Origin of the sequence: Intestinimonas massiliensis (ex Afouda et al. 2020), from assembly GCF_900626285.1 — a bacterium.
In the GTDB taxonomy this organism is placed as follows: domain Bacteria; phylum Bacillota; class Clostridia; order Oscillospirales; family Oscillospiraceae; genus Flavonifractor; species Flavonifractor massiliensis_A.
On the sequence record NZ_LR131147.1, the window covers coordinates 1,123,840 to 1,145,582 of the forward strand.

A 21,743-nucleotide genomic window follows, 5' to 3' on the forward strand; every position below is an offset into this window, starting at 1 on the left:
GGGCCCCGCCATGAAACAGAAATACCACGGGATTCTATCATCCATTCACCGTGACACCGGGGAAAACCCTCCTGAGATCCTGGAGCTTTACCCCGGCATCGAGCTGTCGTTCCTCTCTGCGTCCGGAAAAGACGCTTTCCACGTCTGCCACGTACCGTTGCCGCAGATGCTGGAGATCAACTACTGTATCTCCGGCAGAATGGGATGGGACATGGGCAACGGCAACCGGATTTATCTGGGACCAGGCGATTTTTCCTTGAATACGATGGATGTCTGTGGGGATTCCGCCATTACCCTTCCGAATGGTTCTTACGAAGGGATTGTTGTTTATATCAACCTGGAGCGGCTATCGACACAGCCGCCCGCACCCTTGGCTGGTTCAACTGTTACCGGGGAGGCTCTACGGGAGAAATATTGTAAGGACGGTACCTGCACAGCTCTGGCGGGGAATGAGACCATACAGCAAATCTTTTCGGGGTTGTATGTGCCTCCCAAAGAAATGCGGCTGACTTGGCAGAAAATCAAGGTGCTGGAGCTTCTTCTTGTTCTGAGGCAGATGGAAGCCAGAAAGGAAAAGCATCTTACGGAATACCGGGCAGAGCAGGTGGAGATCATCCGTCAGATCCATGACCAGCTGACGGACCATCTGGAACAGCGGTTTTCCATTGAATCCCTATCCAAGCAATATCTGATGAACCCCACGACCCTGAAGCAGCTCTTCAAGGCCGTCTATGGGACATCCATCGCCGCCCATATCCGGGAGCATCGGATGGCATACGCCGCCCGGCTGCTTCGAACGTCTGAACAGAGCATTGCGGAGATTGCCCAAAAAGTCGGGTACGACAGCCAAAGCCGCTTTTCTTCTGTATTCAAGGAGCAATATCATATGCGGCCTAAGGAATACCGACGAAATCGCAGCTCAGAATCAATCTGAAACATTAGGAGGGTACCAACATGAAATTTGATGTCAGTAGCTTGCGGTGGACCAGGGAGCCGCGAAGCAGCGCCATTACCCGGGACCGAATCGAAATTGTCACCCAGCCCCACACGGATTTGTGGCAAAGAACCTATTATCATTTCCGAAATGACAATGCCCCGGTCCTGCAAATGACCACCGATGAGAAGTTCTTCTCCTTTGTGGTAAAAACCGAATTTGCCGAAAGCCACCATCGTTTTGACCAGTGCGGTGTGGTCGTGTATCTGGACAGTGAAAACTGGCTGAAAGGCTCCGTTGAGTATGAGAACGAGAAGTTCCAGCACCTGGGCAGTGTGGTGACCAATCACGGGTACTCAGACTGGGCAACCACAGAGATCCCGGCCAGCGTCAAATCCATGTGGTATCGTCTAAGCCGGAGAGAGGACGATTTTTGTATCGAATGTTCCGAGGATGGGAGCGTGTTCCGGCAGATGCGCATCTGCCACCTGCATGAAGCAAAGGGGAAAATCCACTTCGGCATCTACGCCTGCAGCCCGGAGGATTCTTTCTTCCGTGCGGTATTCACCAACATGGAATGGACGGAGTGCAAGTGGCTGGCCCATGATGGTCAGGCACCGGACGAGGTACTTTGACAAAAATACGGCCAGCTTGCAAAATAACGAAAAAGATAAGGACCCGGCGGCGTTTCCCTTACATTGAGGAAACGCCGCCGGGGTTCTGTATAGGGGAGATGCTGGCCTCGTCCCGATAAAATGATAAGAAACACTGATCCATTCAGGCGTCACTCCGCAGATGAGGCGAAAAATGCCTCTCGGCCCTGAAACTCGCTTTTTATGATCTCAAACATTTCCTCCGGCATTTCCGGCAGCCATTTTAAAGCCAGAGTTTGATGATCCGTGTCAGCCTGCTTTTGAAAAATTCCATGTGAAACTGGATAAAGCGGCCTTAAAAGTACTTTTGAGCAAGCTCTGTGTCATAAGAAATGATTTTATAATTGTCATCATACCCCAGCTTAAAATAGGTCTGATAGAAAATCTGGTTTTGCTCAGTGTGGCGGAACAGTTTCAAATGGTCGTTGTTGTTGATGCCGGTCGTATGTTCCTTCTGATATAATTCCGCTGTCTATGGAGGCGGCCGAGTAGGAAATCGAAACTTGCCACCAACAGCTCATTGAGCGGTTGGACAAGCCGGAGCGTAAACTGGCGCTTCGTATCATGGATGCACAGGGCCTGATTGCGGAGGAACGCTCCGTGGACAGTTTCCTTTGCGGGTTTAAATTGGCGTGGGAACTGACATACGAACTGAATCACTTTGAAATGGACAGGCACCCATCTCCGGAAGAAGAAGCGGAGATGGATGCCTGATTCTATCTACTCAATCACAATAGCTTCCCCCAACCGATACCGGCACAATCCAAAGCCTGTTTCAGATCGCTCCAGGATGGTCTCCGGAATCTGCTTGAGATACTTCCTCCCAAAGCTGGTAGTGCCGAAGTACGCATCAAAGTTAGCCACCGGAAGCACTACCCAGTCGGAGTCCTCCGGCTTGTTGGCAAAGTAGTAGGCTGCCAGCGTCTCCACCATCTCCACGGGAACGCCCTTAGGCGTGAGGCTGTGGAGCTGTTCGACCAGCGCAGGTGGCAGTTCCGGCTTCTCGCTGCGGAGCGGCCCCAGTTCCAAGGCCTGGGCCAGAAAACTGTCAAACCGCAGGCCCCACTGTCCCTTGGTGGTGGGAGCAAACAGGGGGATCTGCATCTGGACCACCTTGTCCCGCCAGGCATGGTCAAAGCCTTTCTCAATGGCGGCGCACTTCTTTTGGGCGCTGCTGGATGCCTGCTCAGGATTTTTCCGCACGAAATCCACCACTTGATGCACATGCCTGTGAAACCATCCGCTGCCGTTTTCGTCCACAAGGCCGGGAAACTCTGAATGAAGTTCCCCAAAATCACTGCCAAACTGCCACGCCTCCCGGGGCGTGGCTTTTTTGCTGTCCGGCACACTGCACCAGGCGCATAAGCCCCGCTTGGCATAGTTGATGCGTTCCCGGGGCGCTTCGGCTGGGCTGCCATTCTCGTTATGAAACAGAAACCCTCTTGCCAGGATGGTCAACACCCGGTTGAGCCCCTCGAAATCCAGAATGGTGTCGAAGGTGAAGCGGCCCAGATAGGTGGTGTCCTGCTTGTTCCGGGCGGTGTAGTTTACCACACCGGTATAGTCCTGCAATTCCTTCCACTCATTCAGCATGGTTCACCTCCAGAACATGTTCCTCAATGTGATCCAGCAGCAGATCCCACAGCAGGTTTCGCTTACCCAGGGCCACCACATAGGGCACCGCCAGGCTGGGCCGGACGATCTTATTCAACAGCTTGCGGCAGGCCCTGGACACCACGGCCCGCTCGTTGCCGCTGAAGGGGGCGGACAGATAGGCCTCCATCATCTTCTGGAAGGCCGGGGAGTCCACCGAGCGGCGGAGCTGCTTCCGTTCCCGGGCTGTCTCCAGATCGTCGATATCACAGACCAGATCTCCCAGCATACGGAACCCGCCGTGGCGGAAGTCGGTCAGCAAATCGTAGTAGTCCGCACCCTCCGGCAACCACTCCCGCAGGAATGCTTCTCTCTGTTCTTCTGTCATCAGGTGCCACTGCTGATCCACAATCGCCTTTCTCAAAGTAGAAATACGCTCCGATGAAAGCTGCTGGAAGAAGGCATACAGTTCGTCGCTGTCGTAGACTTCTTCCTGTCCCCTGGCGTAGAGAATGCGGTCAATGTCCGTTTTCCGCTGTTGTCCCTTGGCGGGGGCGCGGCAGGCCCGGATGCGGGAGAGGCAGTGCTCGTAGTCCCACAGCAAGGCAGAAACAGAAGAAAGAATGTTCTCATCCAGCCGCTTCTTCCAACTTCGTTCCTGGGCAAAGACAAACAACTCACTGTCCTTCGCCGGTTTCTCCTGGACCTTCGGCGTGTTGCGCTCCAACTGGCGGGCCAGCCAGGGCAAACGCTCCACTGGGGAGTCCACCGTGTCCCAGTCGATTCCGGAAAAGAAGGAATCCAGACGCTCCCGGTGGGTGGGCTCGTACCAGGCGCGGCGGCGCTCCTCCGCACGCTCCAACAGATATTTGTACTGCAGGAAGGGAGTGCGTTTCACCTTTCGTCCGCCCAGAAATTCATCCAGGTTGGGCCGCACACCGGTCTTGGCCGCGTCGATCTCCAGTCCGCTGTAAATGGCCAGAGACTCCAAGTCCCGGCGGCACCGCTTGCGCTCCTCCGGGTCAGCGTGGTCGTTGTAGGCGATGACGCTGCGATCCAGGGCAGCGTTGCAGATCTGTCCAATGCGGGCGGCAAAGGTGTTCTCTACCGTCTGAAAACGAGCCTGCCATTCTTTGGTGTCGGACTTGGGTGCGGATAAGGATGGAATTTTCAGCAGGGGCAGGTTGGCGTTGTTGGAGAGCTGCTGATGGACATCGTAGTCATAGTTCCGCTTGACGCAGCGGTTCAGGATAGGATCGGCAATGGTCTTGATGAGGTCGCCGTCGTAGTCCGCGCCTCCCAGCCGCTCCGCTGCCAAACTGTCAGCGGACACCATGACCACATCGGTGAGGTGGTCCAGGTAATGCTGGCGCAGTGCGTCTCCCCCTGGATACACGGACAGCTGCAATTCCTCGTTCCAGGCGATATGGGGATTGCGGAGCAGAGTGCAGCTGTCCTCATGGTCATAGGCCGCGCCGGGCGCAAAGAAGCTGTCCTCCGCAAAGAAATCTCCCATCACCTGATTGCAGAAGTCCCGCTCACCGGGCAACTGGAACACACGGGGCGTGATCAGCTGCCGTAGCAGCTCCAGCAGGTCACCCGACAGAAAGCGGTTGTCCCCCGGCACCAGCAGTCGCCCAACGGCGTAGCCTCGGAGGATCTTTCGGGCCTGGCCATCCAGCTGTTCCGCGTAGATAGGCTCGCGGATGAACTTCGGGTTCTTCTCCAGCACCCGGGCCATGATATGCGCCCGGCTTCCCCTGGGCTGACTCAGGCCCCGGCGAAAGTATTCCTGCTGATATGCCTCATTGGCACGAAAGTTATAGTAGGCCGTCTCGGTGGCCTTGGTCAGCCACTGCCGTGGATCATCCTCCGGACTGTGCTCCCAGCCCTCCGGCAGGTCGGCAGGACGGAACTCCTCCGGCTGAATGGAGAGGGTGGAAAGAAACTGGTAGTTGAGTTCTACAAACTTCTCCGGCTCCGTCTTATTAAGGTTAGTGATGTACAGGGCGTGGTTGTACTCCCGGAAGGCGTCCCAGTAGTCCTCCCAGGTCATGCCGTTCTCCTGCAGCCAGCCGTAGGCCTTGAACTGACTGCGGGTGAGGATGATGTCCACACTGCGGACGGGGTGAGCCTTGCCCCAGATGTCCACGATGGTCTGGGTGCCGCTGCGCTTCAAAAAGTCCTTGAAATCCACCTGATGGAGCATCCCTTTGATGTAGGGCATACGAATCTGGAAGGAGGTGTGAGTGTGGCTGCCGCAGCAAGCCTTGTCCACTACCTCCGCATACTCTTTGGAGATGAGGCCCACGCCGTCAAAGCAGGTGATGTCCAAATCCTGATAATCTTCAGACAGGCGAAACTTTCCTGGCTGGTCGAGCTCCCGCAGAGTGAGGATAGGAACATGCCCTACCCTCGTGGTTGGATTGTCTACGACGATGACCCTGTGATTTTTGTCAATGCGGATGTCGTCCACCCGGGTTCCGCTGGAGAACATGAGACCGTTGTAGGCGTAGAGTTTACTGAGCTGGTAGCGGCCCAGTTCCATGTTCAGCATGATCCGCTGGCGCATGGGCTCGTACAGTTCCGCCCGGATGAAGGAGAGGCGGGACTGGCGGCTCATGCTGGCGGAGCGCTCAAAAGCCACATAGCGGCAGGGACCGCCGCCGAAGTCCAGGGTGATCCCCTCGGGACGGAACATATCTCTGGCCTTCTCCCGGCGGGCCCGCTGCATCCTTCCGGTTCCGCTCCGGTCAAAGATCCCGGCGAAGTCCATATAGAACAGCACATCGGAGAGAGCCGTGACTTTCTCCTCGCCACGCTCCCGCCAGCTGTTTCCGTGGAGCTGGTACATCAGCTGGTGGAACATGGCGCAGCTGTCCTGCTCGTGCTTGGCGCCCGGCACCTTGCAGTGCTCGGTGGCGCTGCGGCTCAGAGCAAAGGTGTAAACGCCGTCTTGCTCCGCGGCATAACTCATTACCGCCCGGGCAGAGAGCTCGTAGATCTGATAGGTCGCCATTGGCTCACCTCCGTTTGCTCTATTCTACCACAAACCATTTCAAAATCAAAATGAATACTACTCCCACTTCTTTTGAGGTGGGAGCTTTTTGTATTCAAATTCTTGAAATGGAGGTACTAAACATGAACAACAAAATGAACCATCCCCTGATCACAGTTGACGGCAGAACCCTGATGGATCGTCCGCTGGAACCGCCCAATTTTGTGGTGGATACCCTGATCTCTCAGGGTCTGCACATCCTGGCTGGTTCCCCGAAGGTGGGCAAGTCCTGGCTTGCTCTGTGGCTGGCGGTGACAGTTGCCAAGGGAGAACCGGTCTGGAACATGAGCACCAAGCAGGGCACCACACTCTATCTCTGTCTGGAGGATTCCGTCCTCCGCATCCAGAATCGACTCTTTGAAATCACTGAGGATGCACCAGACAGCGTCCACTTCTGTACCGAGTGCGCCCACATCGGCCAAGGGTTGGAGGAACAGGTGGACGCATTTATCGCCGCACACCCCGACACAGTGCTGGTCATCATTGACACCCTGCAGATGGTCCGTCCGGTCCACGACGCCACCTATGCCAACGACTACCGGGATCTGTCCGTGCTCAAGCGGCTGGCGGACAAGCACGGCATTGCCATCCTGCTCATCCACCATCTGCGGAAAGAAAAGGCGGAGGATGTGTTCCACCGGATCTCCGGGACCACTGCTATCAGTGGTGCGGTGGATTCCAGCTTCACACTGGTGGAAGAAAAGCGGGGCAGCGACAGGGCCAGACTGACCTGCGTGGGCCGGGACATCGAATACCGGGAGTTGGAGCTTCGACGCAGCGAGGAAAATGTGTGGGAGTTGGTTTCGGACAGCAGAGAAGAACCCGTGCTGCGTGAGGATCGGATCGTCGTTCTCCTCTATGCGTTCATGAGCAGCAGAACAATATTTATCGGCACTCCCACGGAACTCTCCGAAAAGATCGACCCTGATAAGTCCGAAGGGATAACGCCCAAAAAGATTTCAAGGATGATCCTGCAAAGCGTTGAGGCCCTAAGAAAAAACGGCATTAAGGCAACGGTGCGCCGCAGCAACGGGAAACGAGTGATTGAGCTGCGTCGTGCCGATAGTGTCGATTTGGAGGGTGCCGGAGAAATCGTCCCTATCGACCCTGTCGGGGCGCTGTGCGGCGATTTGCGGGCGATTTCCGGGTGCGGCGAGTAAACTCCCGCAAGGCAAAAGAAACGCCGTGTTGGGCCGCTTGTGGCCGAAGGTGGAGCGCGGGTGTTCGGCGCGGGAGAATCACCTCCTTGGAGGTGGCCAGCATCGCGTTTGTCTGGTCAACGGCACAGCCGCCGCCCGCCTTCCGCTTGTTTGCGGGGCGCTGCCCCACACCCCATTTTTACGAAAGACTGGAGGAAACGACATGAAAAAAGATATCAAGTTCAGTACCCGGATGGCATCTGCAGACCGGGAGGCCATCAAGGAATTGGCGAAACGCTCCGGAATGTCCATGAGCGACTATGTGACAGCCTGCTGTCTGGGAAAGCAGGTTGTGGTCATCGATGGACTGAAAGAAGTGCTCAAGGAGCTGAAGTCAATCGGCAGAAATCTGAATCAACTCGTCACCCTGGCACATATGGGACGCATCACGGTAGTCAATCTGGACAGCGTACGCCAGGCATTCTCTGAACTCTGCGCCGCTGTCCGGTTGATTCTGGAACGAAAGCGGTGGTAAAAAATGGCAATCATCAGCTTCACTAACTACAAGCGAGGACAGACCACCGGATGCATGGGAGCCGTGATGCGGTACACCATGCAGAACAAAAAAACTGAGTTTGAGGGGCAGCAGTTGGTCACAGGCATCAACTGCCAGCCGGAATCTGTCTATGCGGACTTCATGACCACCAAGCGGCTGCATCACAAAACCGACGGCGTGCTGTTCTACCACATGGTGCAGAGCTTCCCGAAAGGCGAAGCAGTCGATCCGCTCACCGCTCATGCAGCGGCATTGAAGCTGGCTGAGTACTATGAGGGATATGAAGTCCTGGTCTGCACCCATACAGACCGGGAACACATTCATTCCCACTTTCTCATCAACTCCGTCAACTTCGATACTGGGAAGAAACTGCACATCGCAAAGGAGCAGCTCCAGGAACTGCGGCAGCGCAACGATCAAGTCTGCATGGAGTTTTCGCTCCCTGTGTTCAAGCCCACGAACAGGAAAGAGAAGACCAAGACCATGTCCATCGGCGAGTATCACACGGCCGCCCGTGGTCAGAGTAAGAAGCTGCAACTCATGAATATCATCAACGACTGTATGCGCCACGCCTCCAGCCGTGAGGAGTTTATTGCGCTGATGGAGAGCGAGGGCTGCAAGGTGCGCTGGGAAACCTCCCGGCGGAACATCACCTACACCACACCCAGCGGCTGGCAGTGCCGTGACCGCCTGCTGTTCGGGGAGAAATATCTGAAGGAGAATATGGAATATGAATTCAGGATCAGAGAAGAAATTATCTATGGACGAGCTGTTGGAAAAGAACCGTCCCGCGCAGATGGTACAGACCACGCCGCAGCCTCCGGCGCAGGAGCTGACACTGCCTCCCGAAGTGCATCCTACGAAAGCAGAATGGGAGGATCTGCAGAGCGACCTCTACACACTGGGGTACCACACCGAGAGACAGACTGGCTATCTGAAGAAGATCAGCGAATTGCTGGTGCAGCTCCCGACCCAGACGCAGATGGACGAGCTGCTGAAAGCGGTGAAGCATCTGGAGCAGATGAGCGAACAGGCTGGGAAGCGGAACGAGAAGCGTTTTTCTCTGCCCGGCATCAGACTGCCCAGACTGAGTCTGCCGGACATTCCATGGACCAGTCTGCTGTTGGGACTGGCGGCCCTGGCGCTGACTGGGCTGGTGCTGTGGGTGGTGTGGTCCAGCTTGGACACGCTCTGGAGCGCGGCCAGGGGCCTGCTCCCGTGAGGGACGCCACCGCCATGCACCACCACGCAGACAGCAAAGCCCTTCGAAAGGAGCGGCAAAAGAAAATTGTCCTCGGTCACAAGGAGGACGATCACGAAGAAGAACCAACTTGGCAGCAGACCATGTGACGGTCTGCTTTTTTGTTGCCCGAATTGGTTTCGGGAGAAAGGAGCGCCATGAAAAAGGCATATGAGGAATACCGTGACACCGGCATGCTGGGCGGATACGATCCCCACGGAGCACTGCTGCGGGAAACGGAAAGCGGAGAGGTGCTGACCAGCTTTCGTGACACCTGCTACCAGCACCAGGACGATCACAACATCAATCAAAGGGAGATGCTCATTGGAGGGAAGGTATTTCATGTGACCTCCGTGTTCCCGATGGAGGCCACAGCGACCCCCACAGACAAGCTGCTCTCGCTCATTGACACAGACCTAAAGAAGGAAGCCCACGGCGCGTAAGGTTTCCGTGGACTTGTGCAGGCCGGTGGGGTATACTGTCCGTACCCCATACCGGCTTGCCCCAGTAAAAGGAGGTTACAGAGATATGGCAAGCCAAAAATATAATATCTTATACGGAAGACTCAGTCAGGAGGATGAGCGGCAGAGGGATGACCGGCAGAAAGAGTCCAATTCCATCCACAATCAGAAACTCTTCCTGGAGCAGTACGCAGCGGATCATGGGTTTGAAAACACGCTGTTCCTGGCGGACGATGGCTACTCCGGTACAAACTTTGACCGTCCAGCCTGGAAGAAGATCATAGAAATGGTGGAACGGGACGAGGTGGAGACCATCATCGTCAAGGATCTCAGCCGCCTGGGACGAGAATACCTTCAGGTGGGACAGTACACGGAGATCTACTTTCCGGAAAAGGGTGTCCGCTTTATCGCGGTCAATGATGGCGTGGATTCCCTGGTGGAGAGCAGCAACGACTTTAATCCTATCCGTAACTGGGCCAACGAACTCCACGCCAAGGACACCAGTAAGAAAGTACGCGCCATCAAGAAGATGCAGGCGGAGCGCGGAGAGCGGCTGGGCGGCAAACCGCCCTACGGCTACAAGAAAAAGGACAAGGACTCCAAGGAGATCATCCCCGATGAGGAAACCGCTCCCATCGTGCGTCGTATCTTTGACCTGTGCGCCGCAGGGAAGGGACCGAACCAGATCGCCAGAATCCTGACCCAAGAGCAGGTGCTGAATCCGACCAACCAGTACTACCAGGCTACCGGAGCTGCCTGTACCAATCTGGATACCACCCGTCCCTACACCTGGTCCGGCAGAACCGTGGCTAAGATCCTGGAAAACAAGGTCTACATCGGGCACACGCTCAACATGAAGAAAACAACGCTCTCCTATAAAAACAAAAAGCAAATCCAGAAACCAGAGAGCGAGCAGATCCTTGTGGAGAACACCCATGAGCCACTCATCTCCATGGAGGTCTGGGAGATCGTGCAGGATGTGCGGGAGCACAAACGGCGGCCGCCCAAGCACATGGAGGAACCCAATCTGTTCTCTGGACTGGTCTACTGTGCCGACTGCGGAAAATACATGGTGCTCTGCCGGACCGAGAAAATGCGGGAGGATCAGTATTATTTCCGGTGCTCAACCTACAGTAAGCGCGGGAAAACCGCCTGCTCACCCCACCAGATCCGGGAGGCGGACCTGAAAGCCATCGTGCTGGACGACCTGCGCAGGGTCACGCACTTCGCACGGATGAAGGAGCGGCAATTCGCCCAGTACATCAACCAGAGGAACACCGCAGAACTGCGCCGAGAAATCAACCGTCTGCAGAAGGAACTGGATTCTATGCGGCGGAGATACGATGAGTTGTCCGCGCTGTTCAAGCGTCTCTACGAGGACAATGTTCTGGGGCGGGTGACCAATGAACAATTCCGCATGCTCTCCGCAGACTACAACGCTGAGCAAAAAAATCTGTCTGTCGCCATTCCGGCCAAGGAGGAACAGTTGGAGAAACTGAAAGCCTCAGCCGCCAATGTGGACGCCTTCATTGAGAAGGCCAAACGGTACACTACCATCGACGAACTGACGCCGGAACTGCTGCGGCTCTTCATCCAGCGGATTGAGGTGGGAGAACGGAGCCAAAAGTATTCCCGCTCTGCAGGACAAAGTATCAGGATCGTGTACAGGGACATCGGCAGAGTGGACAGCCCTATGCAGGAAGGTGAGCACATACCGCATATCACAAAGCAGATTACAGATATTGAAGAAATCAAGCGATTGCTGGCATAAAACACAACAGGCGGACAGCTTCCGCTGTCCGCCTGTGTGCCTGACAATTCACAAGGTTCAGAAAATGTACCTATGGGAACTATCAGAACGGGCGGTCCGTTTTTGTATGTTCCTTACTTCCCGGTTACCTCCAGGAAGGTCATCAGCACCTTGCAGGCCTGCTCACGGGTGGCATTGTCGGCGGGGGCAAACAGGTTGCCGCCAATGCCGTTGATGATGCCGGCCTTCTGCATGGCGGCCACTCCGTCGGCGGCCCAGTCGGAAACGCTGTCGGCGTCCGCGAAGGCGGAGCCGGCGCCCGTCTCGGGCAGCTTCACGCCGGTGCTCTCCGCATAGCGGTACAGCATGGTGGCCATCTGCTCACGGGTAATGAGGGCGGTGGGGGCAAAGGTGTCGGCGGAGGTGCCGTTGACCACGCCGTTCTCCACGGCCCACACCACATAGGGCTCGTACCAGCTGCCGTGCTCCACGTCGGTGAAGGAGCTGGCGTCCTTGCTCAGGTCCTCGGCCTTCACACCGGCGGCGCCAGCCAGGAGCTTGACGAACTCGGCCCGGGTAATGCTGCGGGTGGGGGCAAACAGGTTGCCGCCTACGCCGTCCACAATGCCCTGCTCATACAGCCCGTAGATGTAGGGGGCGGACCAGCTGCCGGCGTCCACGTCGGAGAACTGGAAGGCCTGCTCCGCGAACACGGCCTGGATGGTGTGGCCGGAGGTCACGTTCTCAAAGGTGTAGCTGCTCACAGCACCCACGCTCTTGCCGTCCACCAGCACGTCCTTGACGGCGTAGCCCGCGTCGGCGGTGATGGTGAAGGTCTGGTTCTTGCCCTTCTCCACCGTCACGGTCTGGGGGGCGATCTTACCGCCCTCACTCTGCTTGACGGTGATGGTGTACCGGCTGGCGGAGGTGCTGCCGCCGCCGCTGGTGCTGCCGCCGCCGGAGGCGGTCACAGTGATCTGGCAGGAGGCCTGGAGCACACCGCTCACATCAGCGGCCTTGATGGTCACAGTGCCGGCGGAGACAGCGGTCACCTTGCCCTCGCTGACGGTAGCCACGGAGGTGTTGGTGCTGTCCCACTTCAGGTTGTCGTTCTTGGTGCCGTCAGCGTCCAGACGGGCCACCAGATCCAGGGTCTCGCCAGCCTTCATCTCGGCGGATACCTGAGGTACGATGTACGCATCCGCAGTCACGCCGCTGGTGCCGCCTGCGGTGGCAGTGACCTTGACCGCAGAGGTGGCCGTGGCCCCGTCCTTGACCGTGACAACACAGGTGTTGCCGTCAGGCACGATGCTCAGGTTCTGATCGTCGGTACTCCAGATAACCGTGGGATAGGTGGCGGATTCCGGCTCCACGGTAGCCTCCAGGGTGACCTCGCCGCCCGCCATAATGGCAACGCCGTCCTTACTCGTCACACCGGCAGGAACCAGGGTGATGCCGGTCACTTCCACATCGTCATTTTTCTCCACCGTGATCTCACAGGTGGCTTCCTTGCCGCCCTCGAAGGTCTTGGCGGTGATGGTGGCGGTACCAACGGACACGCCCTTGACCACACCGTCCTCCACGGTGGCTACGGCGGGATTGCTGGAGGTCCAGATGACCTGCTGATAATCCGCGTCGGCAGGGGTGATGGTGGCGTTCAGGGTGACGGTCTCCCGCTCCCGGATGGTGGCCTCGGTCTGATCCAGCTCAATACCCGTGACGCCCTTGATGGACTTGACCACAATGGCGTGGGAGTCGGTGATGGATTCGCCGCCTTTGCTGGCGGTGACCGTGATGGTGCAGACGCCGTCGCCCACGGCGGTGATCTTGCCGTTCTGGTCCACGGTGGCCACGTCCTCGTTATCGGAGGCATAGCTCAGGGTGATGCCGGCGGCCTCAGCCGCAGACTGATCCTTGTAGAGGGTGTCGTTCTCCAGAGAGACACTGGCGGTCACTTCGGTGGCCGGCATCTCGCTCTCCTGGTCGCTGTCTTCCAGGATGTAGTTGTCCACGGTCAGGGTGACAGCCTGGAGCCCGGCGGGCAGGTCGTCGGCGGTGAGGGCCACAGCCTGCTCGCAGCCGGCGATCTTGGTGTCGCAGTCGGAGCCCAGGTAGAAGGTCCAGCTGCCGTCGTCCAGGACAAAGCAGCCCTTGCTCTCGTCCCAGGAGGCCAGGTCCTTCAGCTTGACGGTGATGGTGACCTGTTGGCTCTCGCCGGCCTTCAAGAACACCTTGTCAAAGCCGGCCAGCTGCTTGTCGGCGCGGTTCAGCTCAGCGGCGTTGGGGCCTACGGCGTAGAGCTGGACCACTTCGCTGGCGTCCACATCGCTGGTGTTCTTCACCGTTACGGTGGCGGTAAGGGTACCGTCGTTATTGTCGGCGATGCTGTAGTCGGAGTAGGCAAACGTACCATAGCTCAGGCCGTAGCCGAAGGGGTAGTCCACGTCGCCCACAAAGTACATATAGGTGCGGCCGTAGCTGCCGCCGTTGTCCAGGTCGATATCCTGAGGATCGCTGGCGGTGGGATAGATGCTGTAGTCGTGCTGCAGCTCGCCCAGCTGGCTCTCATCGGCATACCAGGTGGTATTCAGGCGGCCGGAGGGGCTCACCTTGCCGAACAGCACATTGGCCAGGGCAGCGCCCTGCTTCTCGCCCAGGTAGGAGGCCCACAGTACGGCGTCCGCCTTCTTCTCGCCCTGAGTGGCCCAATCCACGTTCACGATGGACTGGGTGTGCATGGCCACCACCAGGTTGGAGCAGTTATTGACCAGCTGCTCGCCCACTTCGGCCTGGCCACGGGGCAGATCCAGGGATTCACGGTCATTGCCCTCGCCGGCGTCGGCGCCGCCGGTCAGCATGGTGATCCGGGTAGCGGGGATGTAGACGGTCAGGACCTTGTCCTGGGACATCATTTCCATCTGCTCGGCGGTAGGCGCCCCCACCTGACCGTCGGTCTCGCTCAGCACGATGCTCTCCACCTGGATGGAAGTGCCGTTGGCCTCATTGTACTCCGCCACGGCGTCCTGGATTCCCTTCACGAAGGAGACGCTGATGCCGTTCTCGTCCCGCCACACGTTGTCGGACTTGTAGTCGGAGTACAGCAGCTCCTCGATGTACTGGCCCACCACCACGATCTTGTCATAGTCGCCGATGTTGGCGGGCAGGAAGTCGTCGTTGTTCTCCAGCAGCACGATGGCCTCGTCAGCCACATCCTCCGCCAGATCCTGGTTCTGCTCGATAAAAGCGGACACGGAGTCATAGCCGTCGGTATAGGCGTCGGAGTTATCGAACTCGCCGGTGGCAAAACGGCTGGTGAAGATGTCCAGCAGGGCCTGGTCGATGGTGTCCATGGTGAGGACGCCCTCGTTCAGCGCCGCCTCCAGGTTGGCCGCCGTCATGGTCCGGCCGCCCAGGTCCAGGTTCACGCCGGCGTTCAGGGCCGCGGCCGCGGCCTCGGCGGCGTTGGTGACGTTCAGGTTCTCCTCGCCGTTGAAGTCCTCATCGCCGCCGTCCAGAACGGGGAAGGCTTCACTGTCGCCCTTCTGGCTGTTGCCGCCATTGGCGCCGTACTGGCTGTTGAGGTTCCCCACGCCGCCGTTGTCGGAGACCACCCAGCCGTCAAAGCCCCAGGTCAGCCGCAGGGTGTTGGTCAGCAGGTCATAGCTGCCATGGCAGGGGATGCCGTTGATGGCGTTGTAGGCGGGCATGATGGCCTGCACGCCGCTGTCCATGACCATGGAGCTGAAGTGGCGCAGGTAGTACTCCCGCAGCTCGGATTCGCTCATGTTGGAGGAACCGCCGCTGCGGGTCTCTTCCGCGTTGTTGGCGGCGAAGTGCTTGGCCGTGGCAACGGCCTTCAGCCCGTCCTCGTCGTCATACTCACCCTGGAAGCCCTGGATGAACGACCCGGCCAGCTGGGCGGAGATCACGCCGTCCTCACCGAAGCTGTCGCCTGTCCGGCCCCAGCGGGGATCCCGGGCCAGGTTCACGCTGGGTCCCCAGTAGGTCAGGCCCTTCCTGGAGGTGTTGTAGAAGGCTCTGGCCTCGTCGCCGATGGCGTCGGCCATCTCACCGATCAGGTCGCTGTTCCAGGTGGCGCCCTGAGCCAGGGTGGAGGGGAAGGAGGAGGCGCCGCCCTTGGCGTCTCCCGCGGCCCCGTACCACAGGGTGATGTTGGCGATGCCGTTCAGGTTCTCGCCGGGGTACCAGTACTCCGCCACACCCAGCCGGGGAATGGCCGGAGAGCCGTGGCTGACCAGCTGGCCCAGCTTTTCCTCCACCGTCATGTGGGAGATCAGGTCCGCCGCCCGGGCCTCATCGCTCAGGCTGGTATCCCAATAGGCGTATCCCTTTACCTCGTCGGAAATCTGGCTCTCGTCCACGTCCACCTTGGCAAATGCCGTCGGTGCCAGAAGTGCGGCTGTCAGCAAAAAGCAGGCAGCCCGTTTCCATGTTTTTGACATTTTCCAACCCTCTTTCCGTTTTTTGTTCCAGAGCAACAAATTTCGATACCGCGCGCTGGAATCTCTGGTGTAGTTTTACTATACTCGCCATTCTGAAATGAATAAAAGTATGATTTTTTATCATACTTTTTTCCCGCCCGCTTTCCCTGTTTTCCCAGTCCTTCCTTTACTTAACGCACTTATAATCTGGACCGGTTTCAACTCGCCCTTGCACCCCTCCGCTCCGAGCATATATAATCAACAAGTAGTACAAACCAGCGGACAAAATGCAGAGGAGGAGCATCGGCATGGAAAAGCGCGCGACAAGCAAAGATGTGGCCCGTCTGGCCGGCGTCTCCCAGGCCACGGTGTCCTACGTGCTGAACAACAAGAAGGGACAGACCATCTCTCAGGAGACCAGGGAGCGGGTGCTGCGGGCGGCCCGCCTGCTGGACTACATGCCCACCCACGTGGCGCGGGCCCTGCAGGCCTCCCGCACCAACTGCATCGCCGTCTCAGTCAACAAGAACGTGATGCTCCCCCGCTACGGGCAGGTGCTGGAGGGGGCCCGCAGCGTGCTGGACCGGGAGGGCTACCGGCTGCTGCTGTGTACCGACGCTCTCTCCCCCAGCGGCTACCCGGACTACCTCAACCGCTGCATCCTCCACCGGGCGGACGGGATCCTGTACGTGGGTGCAGACGGGCAGGAGCCCCTGCCCTCGGCACTGGAGTACATTCTGGAGCATGACATCCCCTTTGTGGCCTACGACAGCTGCCAGTCCGATCCCCGCCTGTCCAGCGTGAATCTGGACTACTACTCCGGCACCAAAAACGCGGTAAGCTGCTTTCTCTCCCTGGGAGGCAAACACCTGGCCTACCTCCGGCCCTGCGGGGAGATCGACACCCCCCAGGAGCTCCAGCGGGAGGCAGGCGTGCGGGACGCGGTGGCCGACTGCCCCGGCGCTACGCTGGAGATTTTTGACGACTTTTTCCCCGGTGACGCCCGGCTGGATGAAAACTTCTCCTTCAACTTTCTCCAGGAGCTGGGCTCCTCCGCCCGGAATTTCTTCTCCTCGGTGGTCTCCCGCACAGCGGCGGGGACCCGGTTTGTGTGCAGCTGGGGGGCCTGGGCCCAGCCTCTGTGCAGTTTTCTTCCCCCCTATGACGGCTTCGCCCCTTCGGTGCTCTCCCTGGCCCAGTCCGGCTCCTTTCCCTATGGGAACCAGGACCCCAGGATCCTATCCTGCGACCTGCTCAACTACACCGCCGGAGAGTCCTGCGCCAAACTGCTGATCCGGCAGCTGTACACCAACGGCGGCGCGGAAAAGCAGCTGCTGTGCCCCAGGGTGTTCCGTCCCGGCGTTTCCTCCCCCTTCTGAGGACCGGACGTCCATTTGCATAACAAAACAGCGGGCCGCCTTGTCAGGCGGCCCGCTGTTTATGCTCTTTTCCCATTGCTCTGCCGTTTGATGACCTTCATGCGGACGAACTCCTCCCGCTCCTTCTCCTCCAGGGCGTCGGTGATGGAGCGGATGGTGCTGTCCAGATCGGGCAGCACGATGTTCTGCAGGGCGTTGGCCCGCTTCTGGGCCTTCTTGATGGCCTGGGCCAGGCGGTAGATGGAAGTCTCCACCTCCGCCAGAGAGCGGGTCAGCTCCTTTACCTTGTGGAACTTCAGGTAGCAGTCATCCAGCAGGGAGGAGGTACCGGCGAAGCCATATTCCGGCCGTGGAGCGGGTGATTCTCCCGGAATATGGGGCAGCTCCACCCCCATCACTGAGCGGTAGCGGATCTCCAGGGAGTTGTCCACATCCACCGCCTCGGCGATGCGGTCACAGATGCCCAGGCGGATGTTGGCCGCCTGGAGGGAGGCGTAGGCCTGGGTGAACACGGTATCGATCTGCCCCTGCAGGTCCTTGGCAGTGTCCATCAGGGCCATCAGCTCCCGGATCAGGATGTTCCGCTTCCGGTCCATCAGCTCGTAGCCGGTCTGGGCCAGGCTGCGGGAGCGCTTGGCGGCCATCAGGTTTCCCTTGGTGGGCAGCAGATTGGCCATATCCTCTCCTCCTTACGCCGACCAAGAGCCGCCGGTCCCCAGGCTCTCCCAGGCGCCCTCCACATAGTGGGCGTCCAGGGTCTTGGGGTCCACCCGGTCCAGCTCTCCCCGGGGCAGGATGGTGAGCAGCTTCCAGCCCAGGTCCAGGGTCTGGTCCATGGTGCGCTCCTCCCCCTGGTCCTGGTGGATAAAGTGCCGCTCGAAGGCCTCGCCGAACTGGAGGTACCGCTTGTCGGTGTCGCTGAGCTCGTCCTCGCCGATGACGCTGGCCAGGCTGCGGGCGTCCTGCACCTTGGAGTAGGAGGCGAACAGCTGGTTGGACAGGTCCGGGTGGTCGGCACGGGTGAAGCCCTCCCCGATGCCGTCCTTCATCAGCCGGGACAGGGAGGGCAGGATGGCCACCGGGGGATAGATCCCCTTCTGCTCCATGGTGCGGTCCAGCACGATCTGCCCCTCGGTGATGTACCCTGTCAGGTCGGGGATGGGGTGGGTGATGTCGTCGTTGGGCATGGTGAGCACCGGCACCTGGGTGACGGACCCCTTCCGGCCCCGGATCATGCCCGCCCGCTCATAGAGGGAGGCCAGGTCGGAGTACAGATAGGCGGGGAAGCCCTTCCGGGAGGGGATCTCCCCCTTGGAGGAGGAGAACTCCCGCACCGCCTCACAGTAGGAGGTCATGTCGGTCATGATGACCAGCACATGGTAGCCGTGGTCGAAGGCCAGGTACTCCGCGGCGGTGAGGGCGCAGCGGGGGGTGAGGATGCGCTCGATGATGGGGTCGGAGGCCAGGTTGAGGAACATGACCACCCGCTGGAGGGCACCCGCCTCCTCAAAGTTCCGGCGGAAGAACTCCGCCGTGTCGTTCTTTACCCCCATGGCGGCGAAGATGATGGCAAAGTCCTCCTCCTGCTCCGCCACCCTGGCCTGCCGGACGATCTGGGCGGCCAGCTCGTTGTGCTTCATGCCGGAGCCGGAGAAGATGGGCAGCTTCTGCCCCCGGATCAGGGTGGCGCAGCCGTCGATGGCGGAGATGCCGGTGTAGATGCAGTCCCGTGGGTACTGCCGGGACACCGGGTTGATGGCGGAGCCGTTCACGTCCCGGCGCACCTCGGGAAAGATCTCCCCCAGGCCGTCGATGGGACGCCCGGCCCCGTCGAACACCCGGCCCAGCATCTCCCGGGACAGGGCGATGTCCATGGGCTTGCCGGTAAAGTGGGTGCGGGCGTTTTCCAGGGAAATGCCCCGGGTGCCCTCAAAGACCTGGAGCACCACCCGGTCCCCGTCGATGAGGATGACCCGGCCGTACCGCCGCTCCCCGCCGTCCAGGGTGATCTCCGCCATCTCGTCGTAGGCCACGCCCTTTACCCCCTCCAGGACGATGAGGGAGCCGGACAGCTCCGAAAGGCCGATATATTCCAGTCTCATAGTATCAGCTCCTTGTGGGGTGTCAGCTGTTGGCCCGGCTGACCTGGTCCAGGGCCTCCCGGATCTGCCGCCGGTAGTCCCCGAACTTGCTCTGGTCGTCGTTGGGCACCTCATACTTCATCTTGGTCAGCTGGTCAAAGATGCCGGTGGCCTTCAGCTGGGACAGGGGGATGGACCGGGCCACCAGGGCACGGGCCCCGTCGTACAGCTCCAGAATGAGCTGCATCATTTTCAGCTGTTTGTCCATGGGCACGTAGGTGTCAATGGCGTGGTAGGCGTTCTGCTGGAGGAAGCCCACCCGGACCAGCCGGGCAGTCTCGATGATCAGCTTCTGGTCCTCCGGCAGGATGTCCGCGCCGATGAGCTTGACGATCTCCATCAGCTTGGCCTCCTCCTGGAGCAGGTTGGAGATCCGCAGGCGGCAGGGAACGAAGTCCGGCCCCACGTTTTTCTCATACCAGTCCTTCAGGTCGTCGGCATACTCGGAGTAGGAGGTGAGCCAGTTGATGGAGGGGAAATGGCGGGCGTAGGCCAGGGCCCGGTCCAGGCCCCAGAAGGTGCGCACGTACCGCTTGGTGTTCTGGGTCACCGGCTCGGAGAAGTCGCCCCCCTGGGGGGAGACGGCGCCGATGACGGTGACGCTGCCCTCATTGCCGCCCAGGGTCTTCACGTACCCCGCCCGCTCGTAGAATTCCGCCAGGCGGGAGGCCAGGTAGGCCGGGAAGCCCTCCTCGGCGGGCATCTCTTCCAGCCGGCCGGAGATCTCCCGCAGGGCCTCCGCCCACCGGGAGGTGGAGTCGGCCATCAGGGCCACGTGGTAGCCCATGTCCCGGTAGTACTCCGCCATGGTCATGCCGGTGTACACCGACGCCTCCCGGGCGGCCACCGGCATGTTGGAGGTGTTGGCGATGAGGATGGTGCGCTCCATCAGGGGCCGGTGGGTCCTGGGGTCCTGGAGCTCGGAGAACTCCTCCAGGGCCTGGGTCATCTCGTTGCCCCGCTCGCCGCAGCCCAGGTAGACGATGATATCCGCGTCCGACCACTTGGCCAGCTGGTGCTGGGTCATGGTCTTGCCCGCCCCGAAGGGGCCGGGGATGGCGGCGGCGCCCCCCTTTCCGATGGGGAACAGGGTGTCGATGACCCGCTGTCCGGTGATCAGGGGCCGGGAGATGGGCAGCCGCTGGGCCATGGGCCGGGGGGTGCGGATGGGCCAGCGCTGGGACAGCGCCAGCTTATGGACGCCCCCCCGGTTGTCGGTAATCTCCGCCAGGGGCTCCTCCACCGTGTACTCCCCCGGCTGGGCCGTCCAGGTCACCCGGCCGGTCAGTCCGGCGGGGATCAGGCAGCGGTGGGTGATGGCGGCGGTCTCCGGGCAGGAGGCGTATTCCGTGCCGGGGGCCACCTGGTCCCCCACCTTCACGGAGAGGGTCACCTGCCACTTCTTCTCCCGGTCCAGGGAGGGGATGTTCAGGCCCCGGCTGATAAAGGGGCCGCTCTTCTCCTGGATCACCTCCAGGGGGCGGGCGATGCCGTCAAAGATATTGTGGAGCAGACCGGGCCCCAGTTCGATGGACATAGGGGCTCCCTGGGAGGTGACCGGCTGGCCGGGCATGAGCCCGGTGGTGTCCTCGTAGACCTGGACGGTGGTGGTGCCGCCGTCCACCCGGACCACCTCGCCGATGAGCCCCTCCTCGCCCACATTGACCATGTCCATCATGGCCAGGCCCCGGCCGCCGGTGACGGTGACCACCGGGCCGTTGATGCCGTGGATGGTATAGCGTTCTTGGTTCATGGGTTTCCCATCCTTTCTCATTCGTCGGACAGGGACAGGCCGAAGAGCTCGGCAAAGTGGCCGGAGAGCTCCTGAGCGGCGCTGTCAAAGGAGGAGTCCACCCGCAGGCCCAGACTGGGAGAGAGGGCCACCAGGCCCCCCATGCGGAATTCCCCGGACCGGAAGTCCAGCTTCCGCCCTCCGGCCGCCCGGGTCAGGGCGGGGATCCAGCCCTTGTCCTCCTCCCGCAGGCAAATCTGTACGTCCTCCGCCCCGGGCAGCCGCCCCAGCGCGTCGGTCAGCAGCTCCTCCAGCCGCTTTCCATACGCCTCCGTGCGGGTGAAGGCGGCGATGCGGGCCCGCACCAGGGCAAAGGTCTCCTTGGCCATCTCCTCCCGCCGGAGGGAGAGGGCCCGCTGGTTCTCCAGCATCCGGCGGGACACGCTGCGCCCCGCCTCGGCCTTGATCCGGGCTACCTCGCCGTGGATATACCGGTATGCCTCCCGGAGCACCTGGTCCTCCGCCTTGCGGAGGGCATTGTCCCGCTGGTGCTCCGCCTGATCCATGGCCCGCCTGGTCTCCTCTGAGGCCTCGGCCAGGATCTTGGCGGTAAAGCGGTCCAGTTTTTCTGTCATATCGGGCATGAAAGGGTCCTCCTTTCCGGG

General features: G+C 59.9%; 16 protein-coding genes. 9 read left to right on the forward strand and 7 right to left on the reverse strand.

Annotation, left to right across the window (positions count from 1 at the left end; all coding sequences use genetic code 11):
• Positions 1–10 precede the first annotated feature (10 nt).
• The 3 genes from E0E41_RS05830 (at position 11) to E0E41_RS19235 (ending at position 2,301) form a co-directional block, all read left to right on the forward strand.
• Positions 11–934 (forward strand): AraC family transcriptional regulator, encoded by a 924-nt coding sequence (locus tag E0E41_RS05830; RefSeq protein WP_130869133.1) that lies wholly within the window; start codon positions 11–13, stop codon positions 932–934.
• A gap of 20 nt (positions 935–954) precedes the next feature.
• The gene (locus tag E0E41_RS05835; protein WP_087397518.1) at positions 955–1,569 is read left to right on the forward strand and encodes a DUF1349 domain-containing protein; all 615 of its coding nucleotides are present in this window, start codon (positions 955–957) and stop codon (positions 1,567–1,569) included.
• Positions 1,570–2,082: 513 nt separating this feature from the next.
• A complete protein-coding gene (locus tag E0E41_RS19235; RefSeq protein ID WP_368019937.1) occupies positions 2,083–2,301 on the forward strand; it encodes a DUF6809 family protein in 219 nt (72 codons plus the stop codon).
• 6 nt (positions 2,302–2,307) lie between these two features.
• Here E0E41_RS19235 and E0E41_RS05845 read toward each other — a convergent pair whose 3' ends face one another.
• Together E0E41_RS05845 and E0E41_RS05850 are read right to left on the reverse strand one after the other, a co-directional pair.
• Positions 2,308–3,180, reverse strand: coding sequence for a hypothetical protein (locus E0E41_RS05845; RefSeq protein ID WP_130869134.1), 873 nt, complete (start codon positions 3,178–3,180; stop codon positions 2,308–2,310).
• Complete coding sequence (locus E0E41_RS05850) at positions 3,170–6,199, reverse strand: RNA dependent RNA polymerase (RefSeq protein ID WP_242623708.1); 3,030 nt, start codon at positions 6,197–6,199, stop codon at positions 3,170–3,172. The genes E0E41_RS05845 and E0E41_RS05850 overlap by 11 nt, the downstream gene beginning before the upstream one ends.
• Positions 6,200–6,321: 122 nt before the next feature.
• On the opposite strand from E0E41_RS05850, the gene E0E41_RS05855 reads away from it, so the two are divergent.
• The 5 genes from E0E41_RS05855 (at position 6,322) to E0E41_RS05875 (ending at position 11,405) form a co-directional block, all read left to right on the forward strand.
• Positions 6,322–7,398 (forward strand): AAA family ATPase, encoded by a 1,077-nt coding sequence (locus E0E41_RS05855; RefSeq protein WP_130869135.1) that lies wholly within the window; start codon positions 6,322–6,324, stop codon positions 7,396–7,398.
• Positions 7,399–7,600: 202 nt separating this feature from the next.
• A complete protein-coding gene (locus E0E41_RS05860) occupies positions 7,601–7,912 on the forward strand; it encodes a plasmid mobilization protein (protein WP_130869136.1) in 312 nt (103 codons plus the stop codon).
• A gap of 3 nt (positions 7,913–7,915) precedes the next feature.
• Positions 7,916–9,283, forward strand: coding sequence for a relaxase/mobilization nuclease domain-containing protein (locus tag E0E41_RS05865; protein ID WP_130869137.1), 1,368 nt, complete (start codon positions 7,916–7,918; stop codon positions 9,281–9,283).
• A 48-nt stretch (positions 9,284–9,331) separates the two neighbouring features.
• The gene (locus E0E41_RS05870; protein WP_130869138.1) at positions 9,332–9,616 is read left to right on the forward strand and encodes a hypothetical protein; all 285 of its coding nucleotides are present in this window, start codon (positions 9,332–9,334) and stop codon (positions 9,614–9,616) included.
• A gap of 85 nt (positions 9,617–9,701) precedes the next feature.
• On the forward strand, positions 9,702–11,405 hold the full coding sequence (locus tag E0E41_RS05875) for a recombinase family protein (RefSeq protein ID WP_130869139.1): 1,704 nt from the start codon (positions 9,702–9,704) through the stop codon (positions 11,403–11,405).
• Positions 11,406–11,518: 113 nt separating this feature from the next.
• Here E0E41_RS05875 and E0E41_RS05880 read toward each other — a convergent pair whose 3' ends face one another.
• Positions 11,519–15,847, reverse strand: a complete 4,329-nt coding sequence (locus E0E41_RS05880; protein WP_130869140.1) for a glycoside hydrolase family 3 N-terminal domain-containing protein — start codon at positions 15,845–15,847, stop codon at positions 11,519–11,521.
• Between the two features lie 287 nt (positions 15,848–16,134).
• Here E0E41_RS05880 and E0E41_RS05885 point away from each other — a divergent pair, with 287 nt between their 5' ends.
• Positions 16,135–17,205, forward strand: a complete 1,071-nt coding sequence (locus E0E41_RS05885) for a LacI family DNA-binding transcriptional regulator (RefSeq protein WP_165450508.1) — start codon at positions 16,135–16,137, stop codon at positions 17,203–17,205.
• A 59-nt stretch (positions 17,206–17,264) separates the two neighbouring features.
• Here the strand turns inward: E0E41_RS05885 and E0E41_RS05890 are convergent, their stop codons facing one another.
• Genes E0E41_RS05890 through E0E41_RS05905 form a run of 4 tightly spaced genes read right to left on the reverse strand, consistent with a single transcriptional unit; the run spans position 17,265 to position 21,722 of the window.
• Positions 17,265–17,882, reverse strand: a complete 618-nt coding sequence (locus tag E0E41_RS05890; RefSeq protein ID WP_130869142.1) for a V-type ATP synthase subunit D — start codon at positions 17,880–17,882, stop codon at positions 17,265–17,267.
• Between the two features lie 12 nt (positions 17,883–17,894).
• Positions 17,895–19,307 carry a V-type ATP synthase subunit B gene (locus tag E0E41_RS05895; RefSeq protein WP_130869143.1) on the reverse strand — a complete coding sequence of 471 codons (1,413 nt, stop codon included), beginning with the start codon at positions 19,305–19,307 and terminating at the stop codon, positions 17,895–17,897.
• Between the two features lie 22 nt (positions 19,308–19,329).
• A complete protein-coding gene (locus tag E0E41_RS05900; RefSeq protein WP_130869144.1) occupies positions 19,330–21,099 on the reverse strand; it encodes a V-type ATP synthase subunit A in 1,770 nt (589 codons plus the stop codon).
• A 17-nt stretch (positions 21,100–21,116) separates the two neighbouring features.
• Positions 21,117–21,722, reverse strand: coding sequence for a V-type ATP synthase subunit E (locus tag E0E41_RS05905; protein ID WP_130869145.1), 606 nt, complete (start codon positions 21,720–21,722; stop codon positions 21,117–21,119).
• Positions 21,723–21,743: the final 21 nt, after the last annotated feature.